We start from the raw sequence: 25,090 nt of genomic DNA, 5'->3' as shown, positions 1-25,090 counted from the left end.
AGTCTTCTCTTTCGCTCAGATGTTGCTGTTGTCATTGCGCCTGCGGCTGCACTGCCGTCAGGCGACTAGGTCACCAGCGGTAGTGCGCGAAGGCGCGGTTCGCCTCGGCCATCTTGTGGGTGTCCTCACGCCGCTTGACGGAGGCGCCCAGGCCGTTGCTGGCGTCGAGGATCTCGTTCGCCAGGCGCTCGACCATGGTCTTCTCCCGGCGCTGCCGCGAGAAGCTCACCAGCCAGCGCAGGGCCAGCGTGGTGGAACGGTCAGCGCGCACCTCGACGGGAACCTGGTAGGTCGCACCGCCGACACGGCGGCTGCGGACCTCGAGTGCGGGCTTGACGTTGTCGAGAGCGCGCTTGAGGGTGACGACCGGATCGGTGCCGGTCTTGTCCCGAGCCTGTTCGAGCGCACCATAAACAATGCGTTCGGCCAGCGATTTCTTCCCTTGCAGAAGAACCTTGTTGACCAGCTGGGTGACCAGCTGCGACCCGTACACCGGGTCGTTGACCAACGGACGCTTAGGCGCGGGCCCCTTGCGCGGCATTAGCTCTTCTCCTTCTTCGCGCCGTAGCGGCTGCGGGCTTGCTTGCGGTTCTTCACGCCCTGCGTGTCCAGCGAGCCGCGGATGATCTTGTAGCGCACACCGGGCAGGTCCTTCACACGACCGCCACGCACCAGCACCATCGAGTGCTCCTGCAGGTTGTGTCCCTCGCCCGGGATGTAGGCGGTGACCTCAACCTGGCTCGTCAGCTTGACGCGCGCGACCTTACGAAGCGCCGAGTTCGGCTTCTTCGGGGTGGTGGTGTACACGCGGGTGCACACCCCGCGGCGCTGCGGGCTGCCCTTGAGGGCCGCGGTCTTGACCTTGGCGATCTTGTCGCGGCGACCCTTGCGGACCAGCTGCTGAATGGTTGGCATCTACCGGCTTCCTGTGTTGCTTCTCTGTTTGTAAGTCTCTGTACTGCACTTATGTCCCGTTCACGTACCCCGCGATCGGGTGTGTCGCATGCGCCCGCCGCGAGATTTCTCTAGGCTTCGTGGACACGCGAATTGGCCCGGCGTGCAGGCATGCATTCTGACTTTTCCTTGAGGACCAGTCCGCAATGCGCCTTATCTGCCAGGCACGATCGTCCACAATACCAGGGCGGTCGCAGCGCTCCAAACCCGTCGCGGACGGTCTATTCGCAGGTCAGCGCTAGCTCAAGCCCTCCGCTCTTCGCGCAAGCGCTCATCGCCTCTCCATGCCGGACGCCAGCCGCATCACCATGTCCGTGAACACCGAGTCGGTGTCGATGCCGTTCATCGCGCCCGTCATCTCCAGCAGCACGAAGCCGTGCATCGCGGACCAGAACTCGAGCGCCGCGTAGAACGCTTCTTCGCCGTCCAGCCCGTAGGAGGCCAGCACCGAGATCACGGGCGCGGCGGCCGCCCGCGTGGCCTCGGTGAATTCAGGATTGTCGCCGCCGAGCGGCATTCGAGTGAAGGCGGAATAGCGCCCGGGATGGTGGTGCGCGTAGCTGCGGTATGCGCTGGCCATCACCGTCACCGCGTCATCGCGGGTGCGGCCCTGGCCGACGGTGTTGAGCATGTCGATGATGTCGCCGACGACCCGCATCCGCACGGTGCGGCGCAGGTCCTCCAGGCTGTGGACGTGGTTGTAGAGCGACGGGCCCTTGGTGCCCAGCTGCGTGGCCAGGGCGTTGATCGTGAGCGCGTCCCAGCCTTCACGGTCGAGGAACGTCAGCGCGGCGTTGACGATGGAGTCGCGGCTCAGCCTGGGTGGACGTCGTCCTGTCGTGGTTGACGTCGCCCGAGCGGCTCCAGAACTCGTTGTCGTCGCCCGGGCGGCTCCGGAATTCTGCTGCTCCGGCCGAGCTGCCATGCGGTTCGCCCTTCGGGTCGGTCGTTGGACCCGCGATTGGGTCAGCGAAAAACTAACACCTCTAGTTTCGCATTGATCAGTTCACGCGGTCCTGACTGAGCTGGGCGAGTTGCTCGGTGACCGAGCAGAGGTCCGGCAGCATGGCGGGATTCATGGTCTGAATCGACCACGTGATCACGTCACCGTCTTTGGCCACATAGATGCTGCACGCATTGGCGTCGTGGGCCTTGAAGCCCTTGTTCCCGTCGATCGACAGCTCGGTAAGGGTGCGGCCGGCCCGCTGCTCGAGCGACCGTTCGGTGTCCATATCACTGCCGCGATACCACCACGTCGAGATGCCCATGCCGGCGCCGAACGTGCCGAGCAGGGTGTTCTCCTGCCAGAAGCATCCGGCGTCGCTGACAACTGCTTTGGTGAACATCGCCGATCCGACCGCCTTGTCCACGTCGGCGTCGGTGACCCCGTTGCAGTCGCCACTGCGGAAGCCGCTGGTCAGCGGGTTTGGCGACGCGGGGTGGGTTGGCGGACCGGACGGCCCGCAGCCGGACAGCAGGGCGGCACCGGCCGCGACCGCGGCGCAACACCTCACCAACAGCTTCGGGGCGCCCATGTCACATGTCCGACTGCAGCGTGGCCGACAGCAGCTTCTCGGCATCTGTGCACGGGTCGCCGCTGTGCTGCCCGCGCAATTGCACCCACCAGGTGAGCACGCCGGTGCCCGCGGCGGCGGTGGCCGAGCAGGCCGCGCCGGTGGTGTCTCGTCGCGCGAGGAACGCCTGGTGGCGCTCGACGATTTTCTCGGTGATTTTCGCGCCGCGGTCACTGGCCAGCGCTCGTTCGCGGTCGATGCTGCCCGTCTCGAACCAGGAGAAGGTGACATCGATCATCGCCGGAGGGGCAACCGCGCCGGGGCCGGACCCACGCGCCAGCACGTATTGACAGACGGCACCGCTATAGGGGCGCACGACGTTGTCGGCGCCGATGACTTGCTGGATCGTGCTGTCCAGAAGCAGCCCGCAGCGGTCATCGACATAGCCGTAGCTGCGGTTGGGATCGGGCACGTCGGCCTGAGCCCGTCGCGCGGTACCGCTGACGGTCTGAGAACATCCTGCGACTGTCACCACCGCTGTGACCGCTACGACAGCAACCGCTTTGACACGCCAACGCATCGCTCAACACGCTACCCAGCACTGTTAGCAATGGCGACTCGTGCGAACCACTGTCCGAGACCTTCCCCCTCCACGTACGCTTCGTCCATCGGATCGCACGCGAAGGGGACGGAACAGTGATATCGAAAGCTGTGGGCCGGTCGCTGGCGGCATGCGTCATCGTGCTGCCGGTCGCGCTCGGCGTCGGAGTGCCCGGAGCGCAGGCGACGAACGGTGACACACATATCAGCGGTCAGGGCATCTCGCAGACGCTCGACTGCAACGACTCGACGCTGTTCGTCACCGGATTCCACAACACGATCAACGCGCTGGGCTCGTGCTGGGCCGTCACCGTTCAGGGTTCGTCGAACGTGATCATCGCCGACAACGTCGTCGACAACATCATCGTGTACGGCAGTGACCAGACCGTGTTCTACAAGACCGGCGATCCCGTTGTGTGGGACCGCGGCCGCGAGCTGGGGATGACGAATCGCATAGATCGGGTGGCGGCATGACCCTGCGTTTGTATGCCGTCGCGGCGCTGGCAACCGCCGCCCTGGCCCTGGCGGGCTGCGGGTCGGAAAGCAAGGACACCAACACGCCAACGGCGACGGCGGGCTCCTCGGGCGCACAGGTCGAGGTCGGCAACACGATCAACTACGGGTCGTTCGGCACGACGGCCGACATCGATTGCGCGGACGGGAAATCGGTCAACATCGGCGGCTCGAACAACACGCTGACCGTCAAGGGCACCTGCGCGAACGTGAACATCGGCGGTGCCGACAACAAGGTCACGTTCGAGAAGGTCGACAAGGAAATCTCGGTCGTCGGGCTGAACAACACCGTCACCTATAAGGACGGCGACCCGAAGGTGAACGACACCGGATCGGGTAACAAGATCAGCAAGGGCTAGGCGCTCGCGCCGTGCCGGCCCGCGCCGGCGGCGAAACGTGCTGCGCCCTCTAACGATTCGGCTGCGACGCGGGAGACGCTCGCGAACTCGAAGTCCATCGCTTCGGATTCGGACATTCCCCACTGGTTCATCATCGAAAGGCGATCCGACCGCATGCACTGCTGGGGCAGCGCCGCCAGTTCAGCGGCGAGTTCCTCCGCGTGTTGGCGCGCTTGGCCTTTGGGCGCGACGCGGTTGGCAAGGCCCATCGCAAGAGCCTCGTTGGCGTCGACGCCTCGGCCGGTCAGGATTAGGTCCATGGCGCGGCTGTGGCCGATGAGCCGCGGCAGCCGCACAGTGCCACCGTCGATCAGCGGGACACCCCAGCGGCGGCAGAAGACGCCCATGACCGCGTCCTCCTCGACCACTCGCATATCGCACCACAGTGCCAGTTCGAGACCACCGGCGACGGCGTAACCGCTTACCGCGGCGATCACCGGTTTGGACAACACCATCCGGCTTGGCCCCATCGGACCTGGACCCGTTCGGTGGACGGGGTTGGCATCGGGCGTGCCGAACGCTTTGAGATCCGCTCCTGCGCAGAATGTTCCGTTGTCGCCCCAGAGGACGGCCACCGACGCCGAGTCGTCCTTGTCGAACTCGTCGAAGGCTTGGTACAGCTCGGCGGCGGCTGGCCCGTTGACCGCGTTGCGCGCCGCGGGCCTGTCCATGATCACCGTCGTCACCGGGCCGCTGCGCTCGACCCGCACACCACCACTGCTCATGTTGCCTCCATCAGTTCAACACTGTCTCGCCGCGCGACCAGTTCCGCGGCGAAGTTCGTATAAGCCTCGCGTAACGCAGCACCGGGCCAATCGCTTGGCAGCAGTTCGCCGGGCAGGACCGGGTCTGTGAGGAGGTGGCGCACCATGCCCGCCGCCGCTACGAATCTGCCGGGAATGTCGGTGGCAGAGGCTATTTCGTCGAGCAGTTCGCGGCCGATCCGCGCCCATCCCGGCAGGTCCCACAGCCGGGCGGCGAGGTCGGCGGGGTCGTCATCGCGGGTGCGCATCACCCGTCCGCGGACCAATACATCCTGAGTCAGCTCGATGTCGAGGTTGTCCGGCCGCAACCACACACCTTCGCGTAGTTCGCCGAACCGGTTGTCCAGCAGCGTGGTTCGCAATGCGGCCCGGGTGCGCGCGTCGGTTCCCACGCTGGTGATGACGAGCGTGGTCCAGGTGCCGTCCCACTTGCGCAGCGGCGGATTGATCGCGTCGTCCTGGCGCCGCTGACGGGCGAGCAGCCGGTCCGACAGCCGGTAGCCGTCGTCGGACCGCACAAGGTCGCCGGCGCTGACCATCCGCGTCAGCGCCACCCGCACCGTCGGCTCGCGGATGTCGAAATCGGCTGTGAGCCTGATGAGTTCGCTCACAGTGGCCCAGGCTGGATGCGCTCCGAGCAGTACACTCAGTACGACCGATCGAGCCGTCATCCGCGCAAGCGTTGGCATCTAGACCCCGGATGCCTTCCGGCCATGGTCGCCGAACGGCTCGTCGCGCTGACGCACAGCCTCCCTGAAGCCGTGTTCACGTGCTTGCGCGACGAACGCATGGCCTTCGGGAGTGTGGCGGGCGATGCCGTCGAAGACCGTGGATACCATCGCGCTGTTCGCCACACCCTGGTGGTAGAGCGCGCTGTTCATCGCGAGCTTGACCATGATCAGCTGGTTGATCGGCACCGCGGCGATCCGCTCGACCAGCCGCTCGGTGCGCTCGTCGAGGTCCTTGGGATCGGGCGCCTCGATGGCCAATCCCCACTCCGCGGCCTGGGCACCGGTGATGCAATCTCCGGTCAGCAGAAGACGTTTCGCGCGCTGATCGCCCAGGCGGTGTGCCCACATACCCGCAGCGGGCACACCCCATACCCGGGTGGGCGGGTAGCCGATCTTGGCGTCCGCGGCAGCGATCACCTGATCGGCGTGCAGCGCGATATCGGTGCCACCGGCGACGCAGTAGCCGTGGATCTTGACGACCGTCGGCTTGTCCGCATGCATCAGGCTCGAGAAGCCGCGGACGAACCGGCTCATCATCTGATAGTCGATCATCGGGTCCCACGGCTGATCGGGCAGATGGTTGATCGCCTGTGTCTTACCGGACAGCACGGTGTCCTTGTAAGGGCTGCCGCCGCCCGCCGACGGCGAGCCTTCGGCGTATGCGCTCAAATCGAAGCCGGCGCAAAACCCTTCGCCACGGCCCGAGACCAGGATGACGTGCACCGCGGGATCAAGGTCGGCCCGTTCGACGAGCGCCGACAACTCCAGCGGCGTGTCGGCGATGATCGCGTTGCCCTTGTCTGGGCGGTTGAACGTGATGCGGGCGACGCGATCGGTGACCTCGTAGGTCATCGTTTTGAGGTTGTCGAAGTCTACGGGCCTGATGGCGTGCGTCATCCCTTGACCAAAGCCCGCTCGAGGATCGGCGCGAGATCCAGCCCGGTAGGCAGGGTTCCGAACGCACCACCCCATTGTCCGCCCATGCGCGATGCCAGGAATGCTTCGGCGACGGCGGGATGTCCGTGCCGAACCAACAGCGATCCCTGCAGTGCCAGGCTGATGTCCTCGGCCACCTTGCGCGCGCGGTACTGCATGGTGTCGTAGTCGTCCAGTTGCGGCTTGAGACCGTCGACATGGGCGTCCAGGCGTGGATCGGAGCCCGTCGTCTTGGCCAGCTCGTCGAACAGCACGTCCACGCACTCGGGCCGAGTTGCCATGGCGCGCAACGTGTCCAGCGCGCTGACGTTGCCCGACCCTTCCCAGATGCCCATCAGCGGCGCCTCGCGGTACAGCCGCGCCATGCCCGATTCCTCGACGTAACCGTTGCCGCCCAGACATTCCATCGCCTCGGCCGCGTGCGGGGTGGCACGCTTGCACACCCAGTATTTACTTGCCGCCAGGCCGATGCGGCGCAGCAGCGTCTCGCGTTCGTCGCCGCGCACCGCGCTGTCAGTCGCACCGGCCATCCGCATCGCGACGACGGTCGCGGCTTCGGCTTCCACGGCGAGATCGGCGAGCACGTTACGCATGAGCGGTTGGTCAATCAGGTAGGCGCCGAACGCCTTTCGATGCTGCGCGTGGTGGATGGCGCGGGCAAGGCCGTTGCGCATGCTCGTCGCGCTGCCGAGCGTGCAGTCCAGCCTGGTGAGGTTGACCATCTCGATGATGGTCGGCACGCCGCGGCCCTCCTCGCCCACCAGCCACGCGATCGCGCCGTCGTACTCCACCTCACTGGACGCGTTCGCGTGGTTGCCGAGCTTGTCCTTGAGCCGCTGCAGGAACATCCGGTTGCGGCTGCCGTCGGGCAGGATGCGCGGAAGCATGAAGCAGCTCAACCCGCCCGGCGCCTGGGCGAGCACGAGGAAGATGTCGCACATCGGCGCGGAGGTGAACCACTTGTGGCCGGTGAGGCTGTAGCTGCCGAATCCGTTGGGTGTGGCTTGCGTGGTGCCGGCGCGCACGTCGGAGCCGCCCTGCTTCTCGGTCATCGACATGCCCGCGGTGATGCCGACCTTGGTGGTGGGCTTCTTGAGCTCGGGGTCGTACTCGCGGCTGGTGAGCAGCGGCTCGTAGACGGCGGCGAGTTCCGGGTTGTGGCGCAGTGCGGGCACGACGGCATACGTCATCGAAATCGGGCAGATGTGACCGGGTTCGGGCGTCCACACCGACGTCTTGGCGGCGCGTACGACGTGCGAGCCGGGGCGGTCGTCAGCCCACGGCGCGGCGTGCAGACCGTGGCCGATCGCAACCTTCATCAGCTCGTGGTAGGCCGGGTCGTATTCGACCTCGTCGACGCGATGCCCGTAACGGTCGTGGGTGTGCAGGATCGGCTGGTTGCGATCCGCCAGCTCGCCCCAGCGCTGGGCCTGTCTGCTGCCGGAGAGTGCGCCAAGGTCGTTGACCTCGTCCAGGCCCCACTCGCCGCCCTCGCGGATCAGCGCTTCGGTCAGAACCGGTGAGTTGGCGGGGTTGTAGTCCTCCAGCGGCGGGACCTGGTTGGTGACGGCATGCGTGTCTGACATGCCCCCATGTTACATTTTCGCCACAGCCGCACAAGAGACGTAATAGTTGTGTCAGCGTGGATGGGCGGCGAAGAACTGCCACAGCGCCTGTGTCGCGAACGACGGCCACTCGTGTCCCCCGCCGTCCACGGTCACCAGCGCGACGGCGCGGCCATCGGGACAGTCGGCGATCGAGGTGGTGATCGCGCCTTCAGTGGACGCCGTCGGGGGCAGGCACTGGTCGACGTTGCGCCAGAACGCGTTCAGGTCGGGCATCGACGGACCGCCGTTCGGTGTCGCGACACCCGAGCCGCGGCCGCCGTCGTACCGGATCCGCGGATCGGCGGTGCCGTGGATGTGCATCACGGACGTCGGATGTGGCGCCGCGCATTTGTCGAGCTGGGTAGCCGAGTCTGGTCCGATCGCCGCGAAGGTGGCGGTGTCGCACGCCAGGGCGTAGGTCAGCATGCCGCCGTTGCTGATACCGGTGGCATATACGCGCGAGCGATCGATGTCGAGGTTGCCTGCGACAGCGTCGACCACTGCGGTGACGAATCCGACGTCGTCGATGCCGTCACGGCCGGCGCGACCGCAACAGCCGCCGTTCGCGTTCCATGCCCGGCCGACACCGTCGGGATAGGCCACGACGAACTTGGCGCCGTCGGCCAACTGGTCCCAGCCGTAAGCCCTTTCGGCCTGCTGCGCGCTGCCGAAGCCGCCGTGCAGCATGACGACAAGCGGCGCTGGTGTCGCCAGCCCCGATGGAACGTACAGCCGGTAGGACCGCTCCAACCCGCCGAAGTTCATCGCGTGCTGCGACGCGCCCTCGGTAAAGCCTTGCGGTGCCGCCGAACCCGGAGCGGCGCAGCCTGATGCCAACAGGATCACGATGAGCAGCGCGGCAAGGCGAGCGGTCACGGCTCCACGGTAGCGAGGCATGCGGTCTTTTGCCTTCGCCACGATTCGAAGCGTCCAATCGCCAGCACGACGACCGCGGCGAGCAACCAGCCGAGAAGGATGTCCGTGACGTAGTGCTCGGCGGTGTAGACCAAGCCAAACGCCATCACGAGGACATACGCAATCAGCAGTGGGCGCCACCGCCGTTGAACCCGAGACCACAGGAATGCGGCGACGGCGGCGGACAAGCCCGCGTGCAGCGACGGGATCGCCGCGACCAGGTTGACGCTCGACTGCACTTGGTCGATCAACGCGCTGGCGGTCTGCAGGTTGAGCCTGCCCCAGCCGCGGGTGACGATGCGCTCGACCCAATCGTTGGCGCCGCCGCGTGCGGTTTGCATTGCGCCCAGCAGCCCGCCGTCGGGCACACCTCCCCCGAGCCGGGACATGCAATCGGGGTTCGACGGACCCCCAGCGACTTCGACGGCTGTGCATCGGGCCGCCGCCCATGGCGGTGCTGCAGGCAGCAATACGTAGAAGATCAGCGCCGTAAAGGACAATCCGACGAACAACCGGATGAACGACTTCCACTCCTCGCGGTCGCGCAGCCACAGCACCGCGGCGACGATGTACGGCAGGATGAAAAACGACATGTAGATCGTGCTTATCACGACCTCCCACCAGGGCGGGTCGGGCAGCTTCAGATGCTCCTGCAGCCACACCGTCGGCACCGTCCCGAAGAACAGCCAACGATCGGTGTCGGCTTGCCACTGCCACAGCGTCGGCCGGCCCACCAACGTCGCCGCTCCCCTACTGAGGTCGTAGGCGACGAGCACCAACGCAAACGGCAGCCAGTCGCGAACGACGTAGAGCATGCGTCGGCCCCGACCGATGCTCGCCGCGATGAGTCCGCTGCAGATGTAGAGCAGCAGCAGCTCGCGATTGAACGCAAAACCCGTTGTGGCCGTGCGATACACAACCACGACGGCCCATATCGCGATCGCAACTCGACGCGCGATCGTCAGTCGGTATTCGCGCGTCTGGACCGCATCCTCGATGCGGACCGACGCAATTGGCGAGTCGTCAACTGCCGACACTCAATTCAGCGTAGTTCACCAGCGCGTTACCGCAGGTTAGGTGACCGTTCGGTTACCTAACCGTGCTTCAGGCGCGCCTAGCTCATGTGTTCGCGAAGGAATGCGATGTCGTCCTTGCGGCCCTCGTCGGCAGTCTCGCAGATCACTGGTGCGTCGGCGGCTTTCACGACCGCGACGAGCAGGTCAGGATCGATCTGGCCGGTGCCGAAATTGGCGTGCCGATCGGCGCCCGAACCGGCGGCGTCTCGCGAGTCGTTGCAGTGCACGAGGTCGATACGCCCGGTCAGTGCCTTGATGCGGTCGACGGCGTCGATGAGCTTTTCACCCGCTGCCCAGGCATGGCAGGTGTCCAGACAGAACCCGATGCCGCTGTCTCCGATGTGGTCCCACAGCCGGCCGATGGTGTCGAAGTAACGCGCCATCGCGTGATCGCCGCCTGCGGTGTTCTCGAGATACACCTGCACGTCGGTCTCGAGGTACTGCAGCGCCTTGACCCAGCGCTCGAAGCCGGCCTCCATGTCGTTGTCGTCGGCGTGGCCGCCGTGCACGATCACGGCGGTCGCATTGATCTCCGACGCCGCATCGCAGGTGTCCTGCAGGATTTTCCGCGACGGGATACGCACCCGGTTGTTGGCCGACGCCACGTTGATCAGATACGGCGCGTGGACATACAGCGGCATGCTCGACGCCTTGAGCACCTCCGCGTCGTCGCGCGGTTTGGGCTTCTTCCAGCTCTGCGGATTGCCGAGGAAGAACTGCACCACATCGGCGCCGTCGGCATCGGCTGCGGCCAGGGGATCGTCTTGGTGGACGTGCGAACCAATAAGCACGGGGACGAGTCTAGGCGTGCACACCGACTGCTCGGCGAGTGTTCCGTCGGCGGGAGGAACGCCAACGAAAAAGCCCCCGCACGAAGCGGGGGCTCTTCCGTTGTTGACTAGCGGTAGTCGCTGTAGCCGTAGTCGTCCAGCGGCACCGCGGCTCCGGTGGCCTGGCCGAAGTCCGGGCTGTAGTACTGATCCTCGTACGACGGGATCGTGTACGCGGCGGCCCTGGCCTCTTCGGTCGGCTGCACCTGGATGTTGCGGTACCGGCTGATGCCCGTACCTGCCGGGATCAGCTTGCCGATGATCACGTTCTCCTTCAGACCGTTGAGCTTGTCGCTGCGGCAGTTGATCGCCGCATCGGTCAGCACTCGCGTGGTCTCCTGGAACGACGCCGCCGACAGCCACGAATCGGTGGCCAGCGACGCCTTGGTGATACCCATCAGCACCGGGCGACCCGCCGCGGGCTCGCCACCCTCGGCAACCACCCGACGGTTCTCGGTCTCGAACTCGCCACGCTCGGTCAGCGAGCCGGGCAGGAACTCCGTCGCACCCGAATCGATGATCGTGACGCGACGCAGCATCTGCCGGACGATGACCTCGATGTGCTTGTCGTGGATCGACACGCCCTGAGCGCGGTAGACCTCCTGGACCTCCTTGACGAGGTGGATCTGCACCTCGCGCGGGCCCTGGACACGCAGCACCTCGTGCGGATCGGCGGAGCCTTCCATCAGCTGCTGTCCGACCTCGACGTGGTCGCCGTCGGCGAGCAGCCGCTCGGTGCCGTCCTCGTGCTTGAACACCTTCAGGCGCTGACGACGGGAGAGCTTGTCGTAGACCACTTCCTCGCCACCATCGTCGGGAACGATGGTGATCTTGTAGAAGCGCTCGCCCTCCTCGAGGCGCACACGTCCGGTGACGTCGGCGATAGGCGCCTTGTCCCGCGGAACGCGAGCTTCGAACAGCTCCTGCACGCGTGGCAGACCACCGGTGATGTCGCCACCGCCGGTGACGCCACCCTGGTGGAACGTACGCATGGTCAGCTGCGTGCCGGGCTCACCGATAGACTGTGCGGCCACGATGCCGACCGCCTCGCCGATGTCGACGAGCTTGCCCGTCGCCATCGAGCGGCCGTAGCACATCGCGCACACGCCGGTGCCGGTCGTGCAGGTCAACACGGAGCGGACCTTCACCTCGGTGATGCCCGCCGCGAGCAGTGCCTCGATCGCCGGGTCGCCCAGGTCGTGACCGCGCTCGACGACCACGTTGCCCTTGTCGTCGACCGCGTCCTGCGCCAGCGTCCGCGCGTAGGCAGACGTCTCGACGTGCTGGTCGCGAACCAGCGCATCGCCCTGCAGCTCGGCCAGGTGCACCGTGATGCCGCGCTCGGTTTCGCAGTCGTGCTCGCGCACGATCACGTCCTGCGACACGTCCACCAGACGACGGGTCAGGTAACCCGAGTCGGCGGTGCGAAGAGCGGTGTCCGCCAGGCCCTTTCGAGCACCGTGCGTGTTGATGAAGTACTCCAGCACCGTCAGGCCTTCACGGAAGGAGGACTTGATCGGACGCGGGATGAACTCACCCTTCGGGTTGGTCACCAGGCCCTTCATGCCGGCCAGCGTGCGGGTCTGGGTGAAGTTACCCGTCGCACCCGACTCGACGATCGTGATGATCGGGTTGTCGGGCGGGTAGTGCTCCCGCAGCGCCTTACCGACCTCTTCGGTGGCGTCCTGCCAGATCTTCACCAGTGCCTCGTTGCGCTCGTCGTGGTTGAGCGCGCCGCGCTGGTACTTCTTCTCGATCGTGTCGGCTTCGGCCTCGTAGCGCTCGAGGATCTCCTGCTTCTCCGGCGGCACAAGCACGTCCGCCATCGACACCGTGACACCCGAACGGGTGGCCCAGTAGAAGCCGGCGTCCTTGAGCTTGTCGACGGTCTGAGCGACCACGATCATCGGGTAGCGCTCGGCCAGATCGTTGACGATGCGAGCCTGCACCTTCTTGTGCATCTGCTCGTTGACGAAGGCATAGCCCAGCGGCAGCAGCTCGTTGAACATCACCCGGCCCAGCGTGGTCTCGGCCGTCCAGGCGTCGCCCGGCTTCCAGCCCTCGTCGCCGAACAGTTCGGCCTCGAGATCGGCGGGCGGACGCAGCTGCGTCAACCGCACCCGGATCTTGGCCCGCACCGAAAGCGCGCCGCGGTCCATCGCCATGATCGCCTCGGCCGGCGAGCTGTACACGCCGAACTCGGCCTTGTCCTTGGCGGCCGGCTGGTACTCGCCGGTGTCGCCCTCGATCATGGTGGTCAGGAAGTACAGACCCGTCACCATGTCCAGACGCGGCATGGCCAGCGGGCGGCCCGATGCCGGCGACAGGATGTTGTTCGACGACAGCATCAGGATGCGTGCCTCGGCCTGCGCCTCCGCGGACAGCGGAAGGTGCACGGCCATCTGGTCACCGTCGAAGTCGGCGTTGAATGCCTCACAGACCAGCGGGTGCAGCTGAATGGCCTTGCCCTCCACCAGCTGTGGCTCGAAGGCCTGGATACCGAGGCGGTGCAGCGTCGGTGCGCGGTTCAGCAGCACCGGGTGCTCGCCGATGACCTCTTCGAGCACGTCCCACACCTGCGGACGCTGACGCTCCACCATCCGCTTGGCGCTCTTGATGTTCTGCGCGTGGTTCAGGTCAACCAGACGCTTCATCACGAACGGCTTGAACAGCTCGAGCGCCATCAGCTTCGGCAGACCGCACTGGTGCAGCTTGAGCTGCGGGCCGACCACGATGACCGAACGGCCCGAGTAGTCGACGCGCTTGCCGAGCAGGTTCTGGCGGAACCGGCCCTGCTTGCCCTTGAGCAGATCGGAAAGCGACTTCAGCGGACGGTTACCCGGTCCGGTGACCGGGCGGCCGCGACGGCCGTTGTCGAACAGCGCGTCCACCGACTCCTGCAGCATCCGCTTCTCGTTGTTGACGATGATCTCGGGCGCACCGAGGTCGATCAGCCTCTTGAGGCGGTTGTTGCGGTTGATCACGCGGCGGTACAGGTCGTTGAGGTCACTCGTGGCGAACCGGCCACCGTCGAGCTGCACCATCGGGCGCAACTCCGGCGGGATCACCGGAACCGCGTCGAGCACCATGCCCATCGGCGAGTTGCTCGACTGCTGGAACGCCGCGACCACCTTCAGGCGCTTGAGGGCACGAAGCTTCTTCTGGCCCTTGCCGTTTCGGATGACGTCACGCAGGTTCTCAGCCTCGGCGTCGATGTCGAAGTTCTCGATGAGCTTCTTGATCGACTCCGCGCCCATCGCACCCTGGAAGTACTCGCCGTAGCGGTCGACCAGTTCGCGGTACAGGTTCTCATCGACGATGAGCTGCTTGGGCTCGAGCTTGGTGAAGGTGGTCCAGATCTCCTCGAGCCGGTCCAGCTCACGCTGGGCGCGGTCGCGGAGCTGACGCATCTCGCGCTCGCCGCCGTCGCGCACCTTGCGGCGCACGTCGGACTTGGCACCTTCCTCTTCGAGCTCCTTGAGGTCGGCCTCGAGCTTCTGGGCGCGGGCTTCCAGATCGGCGTCGCGCTGATCCTCGACGGCCTTGCGCTCGACGGCCATCTCGGCCTCGAGCGTCGACAGCTCGTTGTGCCGCATCTCCGCATCGACCGCGGTGATGACGTAGGCCGCGAAGTAGATGATCTTCTCGAGATCCTTCGGCGCCAGGTCGAGCAGGTAGCCAAGGCGCGACGGAACGCCCTTGAAGTACCAGATGTGCGTGACGGGCGCGGCGAGCTCGATGTGGCCCATCCGCTCGCGACGCACCTTGGCGCGGGTCACCTCGACGCCGCAGCGCTCACAGATGATGCCCTTGAAGCGCACGCGCTTGTACTTGCCGCAGTAGCACTCCCAGTCGCGAGTCGGTCCGAAGATCTTCTCGCAGAACAGGCCGTCCTTCTCGGGCTTGAGCGTGCGGTAGTTGATGGTCTCCGGCTTCTTGACCTCGCCGTAGGACCAGTTACGGATGTCGTCCGCGGTGGCCAGACCGATGCGGAGTTCATCGAAGAAGTTGACGTCTAGCACGTAACTCCCTTTCCCCTTTCGGGATTTGTAGCCAATTACTTAGGCGAGATCTTCGACAGAGGCAGATTCGTTGCGCGACAGGTTGATTCCGAGGTTGGCAGCAGCGCGCTCCAGGTCCTCGTCGTCTCCGTCACGCATCTCGATCGCGGCTCCGTCAGAAGACAACACCTCGACGTTGAGGCACAGCGACTGCAGCTCCTTCAGCAGCACCTTGAACGACTCCGGAATGCCCGGCTCGGGGATGTTCTCGCCCTTGACGATCGCCTCGTACACCTTGACGCGACCGACCGTGTCGTCGGACTTGATGGTCAACAGCTCCTGCAGCGTGTACGCCGCGCCGTAGGCCTGCATGGCCCAGCACTCCATCTCACCGAACCGCTGGCCACCGAACTGCGCCTTACCGCCCAGCGGCTGCTGGGTGATCATCGAGTACGGGCCAGTGGAGCGGGCGTGGATCTTGTCGTCCACGAGGTGGTGCAGCTTGAGGATGTACATGTAGCCGACGGTCACCGGGTACGGGAAAGGCTCTCCCGAGCGGCCGTCGAACAGCATCGCCTTGCCGTCGTCGTTGACCAGCGTCTCGCCGTCGCGGTTGGGAAGCGTCGAGGACAACAGACCCTGTAGCTCCTCTTCGCGCGCACCGTCGAACACCGGCGTCGAGACGATGGTGTTCGGCTCCGCCTCAAGTAGCTCCTGTGGCAATCCGCTCGCCCAGTCCGGCGAACCGTTGATCTTCCAGCCCGCCTTGGCCACCCAGCCGAGGTGAGTCTCGAGGATCTGGCCGATGTTCATCCGTCGCGGCACACCGTGCGTGTTCAGGATGATGTCGACCGGGGTGCCGTCAGGCAGGAAGGGCATGTCCTCGACCGGCAGGATCTTGCCGATGACGCCCTTGTTGCCGTGGCGTCCGGCCAGCTTGTCGCCGTCGGAGATCTTGCGCTTCTGCGCGACGTAGACCCGGACCAACTCGTTGACACCGGCAGGCAGCTCGTCGTCGTCCTCGCGAGAGAACACGCGGATGCCGATGACCTTGCCGGACTCACCGTGCGGCACCTTCAGCGACGTGTCGCGCACCTCGCGCGCCTTCTCACCGAAGATCGCTCGCAGCAGCCGCTCCTCGGGAGTCAGCTCGGTTTCACCCTTCGGGGTGACCTTGCCGACCAGGATGTCGCCGTCGCGGACCTCGGCGCCGATGCGGACGATGCCGCGCTCGTCGAGGTCGGCCAGCACCTCATCGGAGACGTTCGGGATGTCCCGGGTGATCTCCTCGGCGCCCAGCTTGGTGTCGCGGGCGTCGATCTCGTGCTCCTCGATGTGAATCGAGGTGAGCACGTCCTCTTCGACCAGGCGGTTGGAGAGGATGATCGCGTCTTCGTAGTTGTGGCCTTCCCACGGCATGATCGCCACGAGCAGGTTCTTGCCCAGGGCCATCTCACCGTTCTGGGTGCACGGTCCGTCGGCGATCACCTGTCCGGCCTCCACGCGGTCACCGGCGTCGACGATCGGACGCTGGTTGGCGCAGGTGCCGTGGTTGGACCGGGCGAACTTACGCATCCGGTAGGTGTGCCGGGTGCCGTCGTCGGCCATCACGGTGATGTAGTCGGCCGAGACCTCCTCGACCACGCCTGCCTTGTCAGACACGACGACGTCGCCGGCGTCGATCGCGGCGCGCAGCTCCATACCGGTGCCGACCAGCGGGGCCTCGCTGCGCACCAGCGGAACCGCCTGGCGCTGCATGTTGGCACCCATCAGGGCACGGTTGGCGTCGTCGTGCTCGAGGAACGGGATCATCGCCGTCGCGACCGACACCATCTGGCGCGGTGAGACGTCCATGTAGTCGACCTCGGTCGAGGAGACGTACTCGACCTCGCCGCCCTTCCTGCGGACCAGGACGCGCTCTTCGACGAAGCGGCCCTTGTCGTCGATCGGCGAGTTGGCCTGCGCCACGACGTGGCGGTCCTCCTCGTCGGCGGTCAGGTAGTGGATCTCGTCGCTGACCACACCGTCGACGACCTTGCGGTACGGGGTCTCGATGAAGCCGAACGGGTTGACCCGCGCGTACACCGACAGCGAACCGATCAGACCGATGTTCGGCCCTTCCGGCGTCTCGATCGGGCACATGCGGCCGTAGTGCGACGAGTGCACGTCGCGGACCTCGAGGCCGGCGCGCTCACGGGACAGACCACCCGGGCCCAGCGCCGACAGGCGGCGCTTGTGGGTCAGACCCGACAGCGGGTTGTTCTGGTCCATGAACTGCGACAGCTGCGACGTGCCGAAGAACTCCTTGATCGCCGCCACGACGGGACGGATGTTGATCAGGGTCTGCGGCGTGATCGCCTCGACGTCCTGGGTGGTCATGCGCTCGCGAACGACGCGCTCCATGCGGGACAGGCCGACCCGGATCTGGTTCTGGATCAACTCGCCCACGGTGCGCAGACGACGGTTACCGAAGTGATCGATGTCGTCGACCTCGACCGGAACCTCGACTCCACCAGGGACGGTCATGCTGGCCTGACCCTCGTGCAGCCGCACCAGGTACTCGATCGTGGCGACGACGTCCTCTTCGGTCAGCGTGGTCGACGTCGACTCGGCCGGCTTTGCGGTGATGCCGAGCTTCTTATTGACCTTGTAGCGACCCACGCGGGCCAGGTCGTAGCGCTTCTCCTTGAAGAACAGGTTCTCCAGCAGGGTCTGCGCGGACTCCTTGGTCGGCGGTTCGCCCGGACGCAGCTTGCGGTAGATGTCCAGCAGCGCCTCGTCGGTGCCTGCGGTGTTGTCCTTCTCCAGCGTGCTCATCATGATCTCGCTGAAGCCGAACCGCTCGACGATCTGCTCGTTGGTCCAGCCGAGCGCCTTCAGCAGCACGGTGACCGGCTGACGGCGCTTGCGGTCGATGCGCACTCCGACGGTGTCGCGCTTGTCGACGTCGAACTCCAGCCACGCGCCGCGGCCAGGGATCACCTTGACGGAATGCAGCGTCTTCTCGGTCGACTTGTCGATGGACTCGTCGAAGTACACGCCGGGCGAGCGGACCAGCTGGGACACCACGACACGCTCGGTGCCGTTGATGATGAAGGTGCCCTTCTCGGTCATCATCGGGAAATCACCCATGAAGACCGTCTGGCTCTTGATCTCACCGGTGTTGTTGTTGATGAACTCCGCGGTGACGAACAGCGGAGCCGCGTAGGTCATGTCCTTGTCTTTGCACTCGTCGACAGGAGCCTTGACCTCGTCGAAGCGCGGATCGCTGAACGACAGCGACATCGAGCCGGAGAAATCCTCGATGGGCGAGAGCTCGGCGAGAACCTCCTCGAGGCCACCGACGGGGGTCACGTCACCGCGGGCCTTGGCGTTCTCGCGCCAGCGCTCGGAGCCGATCAGCCATTCGAACGAGTCGGTCTGCACGTCAAGCAGCCCCGGAACCTCGAGCGGTTCACGGAGCTTGGCAAAAGAAATTCGGTTTGGTGCTCCTGGAACGGAGTTGTTAGTGGTAGCTACTGCGGACTTTTGGCGGGACCCTGCCAAGATGCATCCTTCCAGCACCTCATGCGACGATTCGGATGCCGGCTCGCACCGGACCTGTTGTCGCTATATCTGCGTCGGTTCGGCTGGCTTTCTCAAGTCCAGACCTCCCGAACGCACGGCACGCGACTAGATCACTGAGCGCGAAATCAAGGCTCAGGCTAGGACCACAGTGTCAGGTGCGGGTGTGAGGTGGGCAGGATGCAGCCAGCGCAACGTCCAACCATAGCGCAGGACGGCGTATTCCTCAACCTCCGCATGCAGAGATAACCGGGCGCTGGCTGGCGTCCTTAACCCGTGCAAACATGCTGCCCAACAGATTGGCCTCTTGCGGCCGTCTCGTCAAGAGATAGCGCCGTGTTTGGTGTGGAGTTTTCCGTTTAAACCTGTGGCCGATGCCGACGGATCCCGCTTCAAGATCAGTTCAGGCCGCCGAGGTTTCCTTGTTCGCGACCGTGGCGTCGGCTGTGCCCGACGATCCGAAGTTGAACAACGACTGAGAGCCAGTGACGAACAACCACCGCAGCAGCTGATCCAGCGGCGAGAGTGAGGCCTCCGATGCCGGAAGCGCGATCGCGGTGGCCGCGCCGGCGGCTGTCGGGATCGCGATCGAATCACCGGGCTCGGCGTAAATGCCCGTATGCGTGCCCGCGAACATGTCGTTGATCCAGCCGGCGGCCAGGATCTTGACCGCCTCGATGTTCTGCGGCTGCGAGAAGCCGGCAACCAGGTAGGCGGCAAACTGCAACAACGGGTTGCCGCCCTGCATCGCGTCGATGTGCGACCCGCCGACGAGCTCTACGCCGTTGAACTGGCCCGGTCGCGCTTTCACCAGCGCATCGCTGGTGGCGCCGAACATGTTCCACGCGTACGGAGGCGACGCGATCTGATACACGGGCAGGTCGTCTGGGACATTGTCGATAAGTGCCGACGCGTCGCCCATCGCCACACCGTCGAGCAGCACAAGGCCTGCCAGGTCATCGATCGTCCCGTTCTCGACCATGTAACCCGCGACGGCCAGTGCCAGGCCGCCGCCTGCGCTATGGCCCGCGATGACGACCCGCTGCGGCAGCGTGGTGCCTTCATAACCGGCCGCGATGGCGCTGGCGGTCAATGCGTCGCGCTTGCCAACGAACAAGTCGGCGACGGCACTCTGCAGCGGGGCACCGCCGATCCAAAAGCCGTCAGCCGCAAAGAAGTTCGACGTCACCGTGGGTGCGACGACAATGCTGTGGGTCTGCTCGGCAAGGGTTGCTGCGGTGTAGCTGTAGAAGCGGCCGCTGGCGAGGAAGCCGTGCTGGAGGTAGATGAGCCGGTCGGGATCCGGATCGGTCGGGAAGTACCAATCCGCCGGCACCTCGTATGCGCCGAGTTGCAACGTGGAACTGCGCACGGTCACGGTGCTGCCCGGCGGCAACACCGGCGGTCCTTCGAAAAGGCGGGTGGCCACGTTGAAGACGGTGAAGATCAGCGTGCCGATCACGTTGATGAGCGACGGCTGCGGCGGCGCTGCGGCCTCAGCGGTGACCGCTGCGTCGGCCATCTTCGGCGCCGCAAATGCCACGGCAGAAGGTACTGCCGTAGCCGCAGACTTCGGCTTGGGATTGTCGGCGACCACCTTCAATGGTTCCGCAGTTTCGACGACCTGATGGTCGTCGGCAGCCTCGGTCGGTCTTGGATCGGCCGCGGGTTTGGTTGTTGCCTCAACGGGCTCGGTGACGCGATCCTCGGACTGCTGAAAGTCACTGGTCAGATGGCTTTTTGGCGTGGGTGTCGGCGGATCGTTCGACTTCGGCTTGGAGTTAGAACCGCTGGACGAGTCGCCAGCTGGTTCGTCGAGATCTTTGCCATCGGGCTTGGCCGTCGATTCGTCGGCCGGTTTCGACTCAGTCGGCTTGGGGTTCGCCGGTTTCGTCGACTCGTCCTTCTCCGAATCCGCCTTGGTTTCAGCGGGTTTCGATGATTCCGACGATGCCGACGATGCCGAAGAAGAAGCGCCGCCGGTATCGGACGAACCCGTTTCGGCGAATGCGATGGCCGTCCCCGAGATCATTGCCGCCGCCATGCCGGCGGCTACCACACCTGCGCCCAACCACACCGAGAACCGGTCGACCATGCCGTCTCCTGTCCGAAACCGCGGTCACGGTACCGCGAGTCCCGGATAGGACGACGGCGTTTACAGAAATTGACGCCGCTGTCAGGAAGTGACGCGTTCGACCCGGACAGGCACACCGGTCAGCCGCGCCATCCCGGCCAGCTTCTCGAGATCGTCGGCAGAAGAGGACATCAGGCGGTTGACGTTCGCACCGCCGGCGCCGTTGGCAACCCGCCAGCCGCCGGTGCCCTTGTGGCCCCAACCGTGCGGGACGGCGACGACACCTTCGACGATGTCCTTGGTGACGACGACGGGTAGCTCGATCTGGCCATGCGGCGACACGATCAGCACCGTCTCACCGTCGACGACGTTCGCCGCGGCCGCGTCGTCGACATGCATGCGGGCGTGCTGGGTGCGATCGCCGCGCATCAGCAGAGGCGAATTGTGCATCCACGAGTTCTCCGAGCGGGTCTCGCGCATGCCGATCAGCCGCATCGGATAACCGTCGGGCACGCTGCGGCGTGACAGCGCCTCGACTTCGGCGGCGATCTCGTCGTGGCGCAGCCGCATCCGCCCGCCGCGGTAGACGACAGTCTTGGCGAGCACGCCGTCGCGCAGATGCTTGTCCAGCACCTTGCCGTGTGGGTGGTCGCGCGTCAGCCGAGCGAATGTCAGACCGCCGCGTCGCAGGCCGAACCGGTCGCCGCCGTCGCCGAGCCGGATCACCGCGTCGACGAGTAGCCGAGGGCTCAGCCGAATACCAAAGAGCGCCAACCCTTTTCGCGCCAGACCGATCGCTGTCAATCCCGGCGTGCGTCGCCACAGGCGGCGGGTGATCTCGTCGATGACCTCCCACTCGGCGCGTGCCTGACCGACGGGCGGTATGACGGCCTCGGTGGCTTGGCGGAACGGGGTTGGCTGCAACGTCTGGAACGGCAAGGGAAAGTCGTCGCGCTCATACATCGTCGCGGCAGGCAGCACGTAGTCGCAGTGCGCCAACGTCTCATTGACGTAGAGGTCGATGCCGACCATCAGCTCCAGCCCGCGAAGGGCCGCCTCGAGTTCGTCGCCGTTGGGTACGGACAGCACCGGGTTGCCCGCACTGACCAACAGCGCCCGCACCTGGCCGGCCCCAGGCGTGGTGATCTCCTTGGCCATCACCCCCGCGGGCTCGGACATCAGCACCGAGGGGAAGCCGCCGATGCGCGACCGTCTGCGGCTGTAGACCATGCGCAGCAGCGACCCAAGGACCTTCATCGCCCACCGCTCGCCGGGGAAGCCGAACCGGCCGAACATGCTGCCGCCGGGCGCGTCGAGGTTGCCCGCCGCGAGGTTTACGGCGTCGAGCAAATATGTTGTGAGCGTGCCGTTTTCGCCGGTGCTGGTGCCGACGCGCCCGTACACTGCCGCGCGCGGTGTGCGCGCCAGGTCGCGGGCCAGCGCCCGCACGGTGTCCGGGTCGATGCCCGTGCGCGGCTGCGTGGCCTCGGGGCTGAATGGCCGGGCCAGCTGTTCGAGCCACACACCGCCGGTGGCCTGACGGGCAAGGCGAGCACGGTCGACGAGGTTCTCGGCGAACAAGACGTGCAGCAGTGAGAGCAGCAGAAACGCGTCGCCGTCGGGAACGATGCCCAACCATTCGAACTGCGCTGCGGTCTCTGTCTTGCGTGGATCGATCACCAGCACGCGGCCGCCGCGCTTGACGATGTCGTGCATGCGGTCCTTGATCCGCGGCGCGGTGAGCACGCTGCCGTGCGAGACGATCGGGTTCGCGCCGATGACGACGAGGAACTCGGTGCGCAGAACGTCGGGTATCGGCAGCGCCAGTGGCGTTCCGTACAGCAGCTGGCTGGCCACGAAGCGGTTGTTCACGTCCTGCGACCCCGCGGTGAATACGTGCAACCGCGGGCCGAAGCCGGCCATGAACATGGTCAGGCTCAGAGTGTGCGAGTAGCTGAACGCGCCGGGGTTGCCGTAATACCAGCCGATGGCACCGGATCCGTGCCGGCGATGGATATCGGCCAGCCGGTCGGCTATGCCGGTCATCGCCTCGTCCCAGCTGACCGGTTCGAAACCCTGCCCGGTTCGGCGCAACGGGGTCGTGACGCGGTCGGGGTCGTTGACGACCTCGGTGAACGCGATGCCCTTCTGGCAGGCGAACCCAGCCGAAAGCGGATGGTCCTTATCGGGACGCAGCGAAACCAGCCGACCGTCGTCGACGGTCGCGATCATGCCGCATAGCGGCTCACAGATCCGGCAGAACGTCGTTCTTTGTTGACGAGCCTTTGGCTCGGCGGGCATGCCTGCGGCTAGCGCTCTTCGGAGACCGGGATTCGGCCTGTCGGCGCGTCGTCGTCGGCGGCGGAACGGTGCCGGGCGGTCGCGGCATCGTCTGGCAGCGTCGCCGCGGCGTACTTGTGCGTGCCCTCCAGATCGTCGCGAATGGCTTCCTGCGCAGCCGGCGGCAGCGTGTGAAGGATCTCGCGCACACGGGCCTGCCTGCGATGAACGCCCTGACGCTCCGGCATACCCGGGGTCGCGGTGATCTGCGGTGGCACGCCCACGATCTCTTCGACACCACCGTCGTGGTGACCGGCATCGACCATGGCCTGCTCTTCGGCCATCGTCGACTCGTCCTTCTCCTCGGACATACCGATCGGGCCGACGCGGCGGCCGTTGAGGAACTGGCGCACAACCGGCTCGTCGCTGGTCAGCAGCACCTCGCGCGGACCGAACATCACCAGATGCTTGCGGAACAGCATGCCGATGTTGTCCGGCACGGTGCGAGCGATGTTGATGTTGTGCGTGACGATGAGGATCGTGCAGTCGATTTGCGCGTTGATGTCGATCAGCAACTGGCTCAGGTAGGCGGTACGAACCGGATCCAGACCCGAGTCGGGCTCGTCGCAGAGGATGATCTGCGGGTCGAGCACCAGCGAGCGGGCCAGGCCGGCACGTTTGCGCATACCGCCGGAGATCTCGCCGGGAAACTTGGTCTCGTCACCGGCCAGGCCGACGAGTTCAAGCTTCTCCATGACGATGTTGCGGATCTCGCTTTCCTTCTTCTTGGTGTGCTCACGCAAGGGGAAAGCGGTGTTGTCGTACAGGCTCATCGAGCCGAACAGGGCGCCGTCCTGGAACATCACGCCGAACAGCGTGCGGATCTCGTAGAGCTCCTTGGCCGTGCATTCGATGATGTTCGTGCCGTCGACGATGATTTTGCCGCGCTCGGGGCGCAGCAGCCCGATCAGGGACTTCAGGAACACCGACTTGCCGGTGCCCGACGGGCCCAGCAGCACGCTGACCTCCCCCTCCGGGATGTCCATCGTGACGTCTTCCCAAATTCGCTGGGGCCCGAAGGACTTGGTCAGTCCCTCAACTTGGATTCCGATGCCCACGCGCGATCCTTCCGCCAATGCCTGGTCCCCGCCACAGGCCTCCCGCCTGTGGCTTGAGTCACTGTAGCTTACGCCCTACGAGCGCAACACTCGTCTGCAGCCAGATTGTGATGACCCGCAGACACGACTGTGGGGCGGATCTGTTTGCTGGATCCGCCCCACGTCGTTTGTTTGTCGGCTGCGCCGACGGCGCCGAACCTACTTGACGGTGACCGACGCGCCTGCGGCCTCGAGCTTCGCCTTGGCCTCCTCGGCAGCCTCCTTGGCGACCTTCTCGAGCAGCGGCTTGGGTGCGCTGTCGACCAGATCCTTGGCCTCCTTGAGGCCCAGGCCGGAGACGATCTCGCGGACGACCTTGATGACGCCGATCTTCTTGTCGCCGGCACCCTCGAGGATGACGTCGAACTCCGACTGCTCCTCGGCGGCCTCGGCGGGCGCGCCCGCGGCGGCACCGGGAGCGGCCGCGACGGCGACCGGAGCGGCGGCGGTGACCTCGAAGGTCTCCTCGAACTTCTTGACGAACTCAGAGAGCTCGAGCAGCGTCAGTTCCTTGAACGCGTCGAGCAGGTCGTCGGTGGACAGCTTGGCCATGGTTGGTCCTTCCTGATTCTTTCTTCTGGGCTAGTGGTGATTTATTCGGAGGCTTCTACGCTGCCTCTTCGTTGGCTTTCTTCTCTTCCAATGCGGCGACGAGCCGGGCGACCTGCGACGCCGGAGCGTTGAACAGGGCGGCGGCCTTGGACAGGTTCGCCTTCATCGCGCCGGCCAGCTTGGCCAGCAGCACCTCGCGGGACTCAAGGTCGGCGATCTGCTCGACCTCGGCCACACTCAGCGGGCGGCCGTCCATGTAGCCGCCCTTGATGACCAACGCCTTGTTGTCCTTGGCGAAGGTCTTGATCGCCTTGGCGGCGTCGACCGCCTCCCCCTTGACGAACGCGATCGCGGTGGGGCCGACGAACAGCTCGTCGAGACCCTCGATGCCCGCCTCCGCCGCGGCACGCTTGACCAGCGTGTTCTTGGCGACCGTGTAGGTGGCGGAATCACCGAGCGAACGGCGCAAGTCCTTGAGGTTGGCCACCGTCAGTCCGCGGTACTCGGTGACGAGCGTCGCCGTCGCCTGAGTGAACTGCTCGGCGATGTCGGCAACCGCGGTGGCCTTGTCAGCCTTGGCCATGCATGCCTCCTCGTGGTTTGTATCGGGTGCACCACCGTCAA

Annotated in this window: 21 protein-coding genes; 2 read left to right on the top strand and 19 right to left on the bottom strand. The window is 65.6% G+C overall.

Features of this window, described 5'->3' with window-relative positions; translation table 11 throughout:
* Window positions 1–70 precede the first annotated feature (70 nt).
* The 5 genes from rpsG to ACWW36_RS14295 all read right to left on the bottom strand — a co-directional run bounded on the left by rpsG (window position 71) and on the right by ACWW36_RS14295 (window position 3,048).
* Window positions 71–541 carry a 30S ribosomal protein S7 gene (gene rpsG, locus ACWW36_RS14315; protein ID WP_066986953.1) on the bottom strand — a complete coding sequence of 157 codons (471 nt, stop codon included), beginning with the start codon at window positions 539–541 and terminating at the stop codon, window positions 71–73.
* A complete protein-coding gene (rpsL, locus tag ACWW36_RS14310) occupies window positions 541–915 on the bottom strand; it encodes a 30S ribosomal protein S12 (RefSeq protein ID WP_007167812.1) in 375 nt (124 codons plus the stop codon). Before rpsL ends, rpsG begins: the two co-directional genes overlap by 1 nt.
* Before the next feature lie 310 nt (window positions 916–1,225).
* Window positions 1,226–1,879 (bottom strand): TetR/AcrR family transcriptional regulator, encoded by a 654-nt coding sequence (locus ACWW36_RS14305; protein WP_456142164.1) that lies wholly within the window; start codon window positions 1,877–1,879, stop codon window positions 1,226–1,228.
* A 76-nt stretch (window positions 1,880–1,955) separates the two neighbouring features.
* Window positions 1,956–2,489: a DUF3558 domain-containing protein gene (locus ACWW36_RS14300; protein WP_456142163.1), complete on the bottom strand. Its 534-nt coding sequence runs from the start codon at window positions 2,487–2,489 to the stop codon at window positions 1,956–1,958.
* Between the two features lies 1 nt (window position 2,490).
* On the bottom strand, window positions 2,491–3,048 hold the full coding sequence (locus ACWW36_RS14295) for a DUF3558 domain-containing protein (protein ID WP_456142162.1): 558 nt from the start codon (window positions 3,046–3,048) through the stop codon (window positions 2,491–2,493).
* A 116-nt stretch (window positions 3,049–3,164) separates the two neighbouring features.
* On the opposite strand from ACWW36_RS14295, the gene ACWW36_RS14290 reads away from it, so the two are divergent.
* Window positions 3,165–3,542, top strand: coding sequence for a DUF3060 domain-containing protein (locus ACWW36_RS14290; RefSeq protein WP_456142161.1), 378 nt, complete (start codon window positions 3,165–3,167; stop codon window positions 3,540–3,542).
* Window positions 3,539–3,940 carry a DUF3060 domain-containing protein gene (locus tag ACWW36_RS14285; RefSeq protein ID WP_456142160.1) on the top strand — a complete coding sequence of 134 codons (402 nt, stop codon included), beginning with the start codon at window positions 3,539–3,541 and terminating at the stop codon, window positions 3,938–3,940. Before ACWW36_RS14290 ends, ACWW36_RS14285 begins: the two co-directional genes overlap by 4 nt.
* Here ACWW36_RS14285 and ACWW36_RS14280 read toward each other — a convergent pair.
* The 14 genes from ACWW36_RS14280 to rplJ form a co-directional block, all read right to left on the bottom strand.
* Window positions 3,937–4,704, bottom strand: a complete 768-nt coding sequence (locus ACWW36_RS14280; RefSeq protein ID WP_456142159.1) for a crotonase/enoyl-CoA hydratase family protein — start codon at window positions 4,702–4,704, stop codon at window positions 3,937–3,939. The genes ACWW36_RS14285 and ACWW36_RS14280 overlap by 4 nt on opposite strands.
* A complete protein-coding gene (locus ACWW36_RS14275) occupies window positions 4,701–5,432 on the bottom strand; it encodes a PaaX family transcriptional regulator C-terminal domain-containing protein (protein ID WP_456142158.1) in 732 nt (243 codons plus the stop codon). Before ACWW36_RS14275 ends, ACWW36_RS14280 begins: the two co-directional genes overlap by 4 nt.
* Window positions 5,433–6,371, bottom strand: coding sequence for a crotonase/enoyl-CoA hydratase family protein (locus tag ACWW36_RS14270; RefSeq protein ID WP_456142157.1), 939 nt, complete (start codon window positions 6,369–6,371; stop codon window positions 5,433–5,435). It abuts the gene before it with no gap.
* Window positions 6,368–7,996 carry an acyl-CoA dehydrogenase family protein gene (locus ACWW36_RS14265; RefSeq protein ID WP_456142156.1) on the bottom strand — a complete coding sequence of 543 codons (1,629 nt, stop codon included), beginning with the start codon at window positions 7,994–7,996 and terminating at the stop codon, window positions 6,368–6,370. The genes ACWW36_RS14270 and ACWW36_RS14265 overlap by 4 nt, the downstream gene beginning before the upstream one ends.
* A 51-nt stretch (window positions 7,997–8,047) precedes the next feature.
* Window positions 8,048–8,893 (bottom strand): extracellular catalytic domain type 1 short-chain-length polyhydroxyalkanoate depolymerase, encoded by an 846-nt coding sequence (locus ACWW36_RS14260; protein ID WP_456142155.1) that lies wholly within the window; start codon window positions 8,891–8,893, stop codon window positions 8,048–8,050.
* Window positions 8,890–9,969, bottom strand: coding sequence for a phosphatase PAP2 family protein (locus tag ACWW36_RS14255; RefSeq protein WP_456142154.1), 1,080 nt, complete (start codon window positions 9,967–9,969; stop codon window positions 8,890–8,892). The genes ACWW36_RS14260 and ACWW36_RS14255 overlap by 4 nt, the downstream gene beginning before the upstream one ends.
* A 77-nt stretch (window positions 9,970–10,046) precedes the next feature.
* Window positions 10,047–10,799, bottom strand: coding sequence for a deoxyribonuclease IV (locus tag ACWW36_RS14250; RefSeq protein ID WP_456142153.1), 753 nt, complete (start codon window positions 10,797–10,799; stop codon window positions 10,047–10,049).
* 107 nt (window positions 10,800–10,906) lie between these two features.
* Window positions 10,907–14,860, bottom strand: coding sequence for a DNA-directed RNA polymerase subunit beta' (locus ACWW36_RS14245; RefSeq protein WP_456142152.1), 3,954 nt, complete (start codon window positions 14,858–14,860; stop codon window positions 10,907–10,909).
* Between the two features lie 39 nt (window positions 14,861–14,899).
* Complete coding sequence (rpoB, locus tag ACWW36_RS14240) at window positions 14,900–18,385, bottom strand: DNA-directed RNA polymerase subunit beta (protein WP_456142151.1); 3,486 nt, start codon at window positions 18,383–18,385, stop codon at window positions 14,900–14,902.
* A 421-nt stretch (window positions 18,386–18,806) separates the two neighbouring features.
* A complete protein-coding gene (locus ACWW36_RS14235; protein ID WP_456142150.1) occupies window positions 18,807–20,498 on the bottom strand; it encodes a hypothetical protein in 1,692 nt (563 codons plus the stop codon).
* Between the two features lie 81 nt (window positions 20,499–20,579).
* Window positions 20,580–22,778, bottom strand: a complete 2,199-nt coding sequence (locus ACWW36_RS14230; protein ID WP_456142149.1) for a molybdopterin-containing oxidoreductase family protein — start codon at window positions 22,776–22,778, stop codon at window positions 20,580–20,582.
* Between the two features lie 8 nt (window positions 22,779–22,786).
* Window positions 22,787–23,875 (bottom strand): ABC transporter ATP-binding protein, encoded by a 1,089-nt coding sequence (locus ACWW36_RS14225; RefSeq protein ID WP_456142148.1) that lies wholly within the window; start codon window positions 23,873–23,875, stop codon window positions 22,787–22,789.
* A 198-nt stretch (window positions 23,876–24,073) separates the two neighbouring features.
* Complete coding sequence (gene rplL, locus ACWW36_RS14220; protein WP_015304971.1) at window positions 24,074–24,466, bottom strand: 50S ribosomal protein L7/L12; 393 nt, start codon at window positions 24,464–24,466, stop codon at window positions 24,074–24,076.
* A 55-nt stretch (window positions 24,467–24,521) separates the two neighbouring features.
* On the bottom strand, window positions 24,522–25,049 hold the full coding sequence (gene rplJ, locus ACWW36_RS14215; RefSeq protein WP_456142147.1) for a 50S ribosomal protein L10: 528 nt from the start codon (window positions 25,047–25,049) through the stop codon (window positions 24,522–24,524).
* Window positions 25,050–25,090: the final 41 nt, after the last annotated feature.

The organism is Mycobacterium sp. MMS18-G62, from assembly GCF_053877835.1.
Note: the sequence above shows the minus strand (reverse complement) of the source record. Positions and strands in the feature narration are given on the sequence as shown.

Excerpts from the sequence above, each read along its gene's own strand:
- ACWW36_RS14265 (WP_456142156.1), bottom strand. The coding sequence starts at position 7,996 with ATGTCAGACACGCATGCCGTCACCAACCAGGTCCCGCCGCTGGAGGAC.
- rplL (WP_015304971.1), bottom strand. The coding sequence starts at position 24,466 with ATGGCCAAGCTGTCCACCGACGACCTGCTCGACGCGTTCAAGGAACTG.
- rpsG (WP_066986953.1), bottom strand. The coding sequence starts at position 541 with ATGCCGCGCAAGGGGCCCGCGCCTAAGCGTCCGTTGGTCAACGACCCG.
- ACWW36_RS14230 (WP_456142149.1), bottom strand. The coding sequence starts at position 22,778 with ATGCCCGCCGAGCCAAAGGCTCGTCAACAAAGAACGACGTTCTGCCGG.
- ACWW36_RS14235 (WP_456142150.1), bottom strand. The coding sequence starts at position 20,498 with ATGGTCGACCGGTTCTCGGTGTGGTTGGGCGCAGGTGTGGTAGCCGCC.
- ACWW36_RS14275 (WP_456142158.1), bottom strand. The coding sequence starts at position 5,432 with ATGCCAACGCTTGCGCGGATGACGGCTCGATCGGTCGTACTGAGTGTA.
- ACWW36_RS14305 (WP_456142164.1), bottom strand. The coding sequence starts at position 1,879 with ATGGCAGCTCGGCCGGAGCAGCAGAATTCCGGAGCCGCCCGGGCGACG.
- ACWW36_RS14270 (WP_456142157.1), bottom strand. The coding sequence starts at position 6,371 with ATGACGCACGCCATCAGGCCCGTAGACTTCGACAACCTCAAAACGATG.
- ACWW36_RS14295 (WP_456142162.1), bottom strand. The coding sequence starts at position 3,048 with ATGCGTTGGCGTGTCAAAGCGGTTGCTGTCGTAGCGGTCACAGCGGTG.
- ACWW36_RS14280 (WP_456142159.1), bottom strand. The coding sequence starts at position 4,704 with ATGAGCAGTGGTGGTGTGCGGGTCGAGCGCAGCGGCCCGGTGACGACG.
- rplJ (WP_456142147.1), bottom strand. The coding sequence starts at position 25,049 with ATGGCCAAGGCTGACAAGGCCACCGCGGTTGCCGACATCGCCGAGCAG.
- ACWW36_RS14300 (WP_456142163.1), bottom strand. The coding sequence starts at position 2,489 with ATGGGCGCCCCGAAGCTGTTGGTGAGGTGTTGCGCCGCGGTCGCGGCC.
- ACWW36_RS14285 (WP_456142160.1), top strand. The coding sequence starts at position 3,539 with ATGACCCTGCGTTTGTATGCCGTCGCGGCGCTGGCAACCGCCGCCCTG.
- rpsL (WP_007167812.1), bottom strand. The coding sequence starts at position 915 with ATGCCAACCATTCAGCAGCTGGTCCGCAAGGGTCGCCGCGACAAGATC.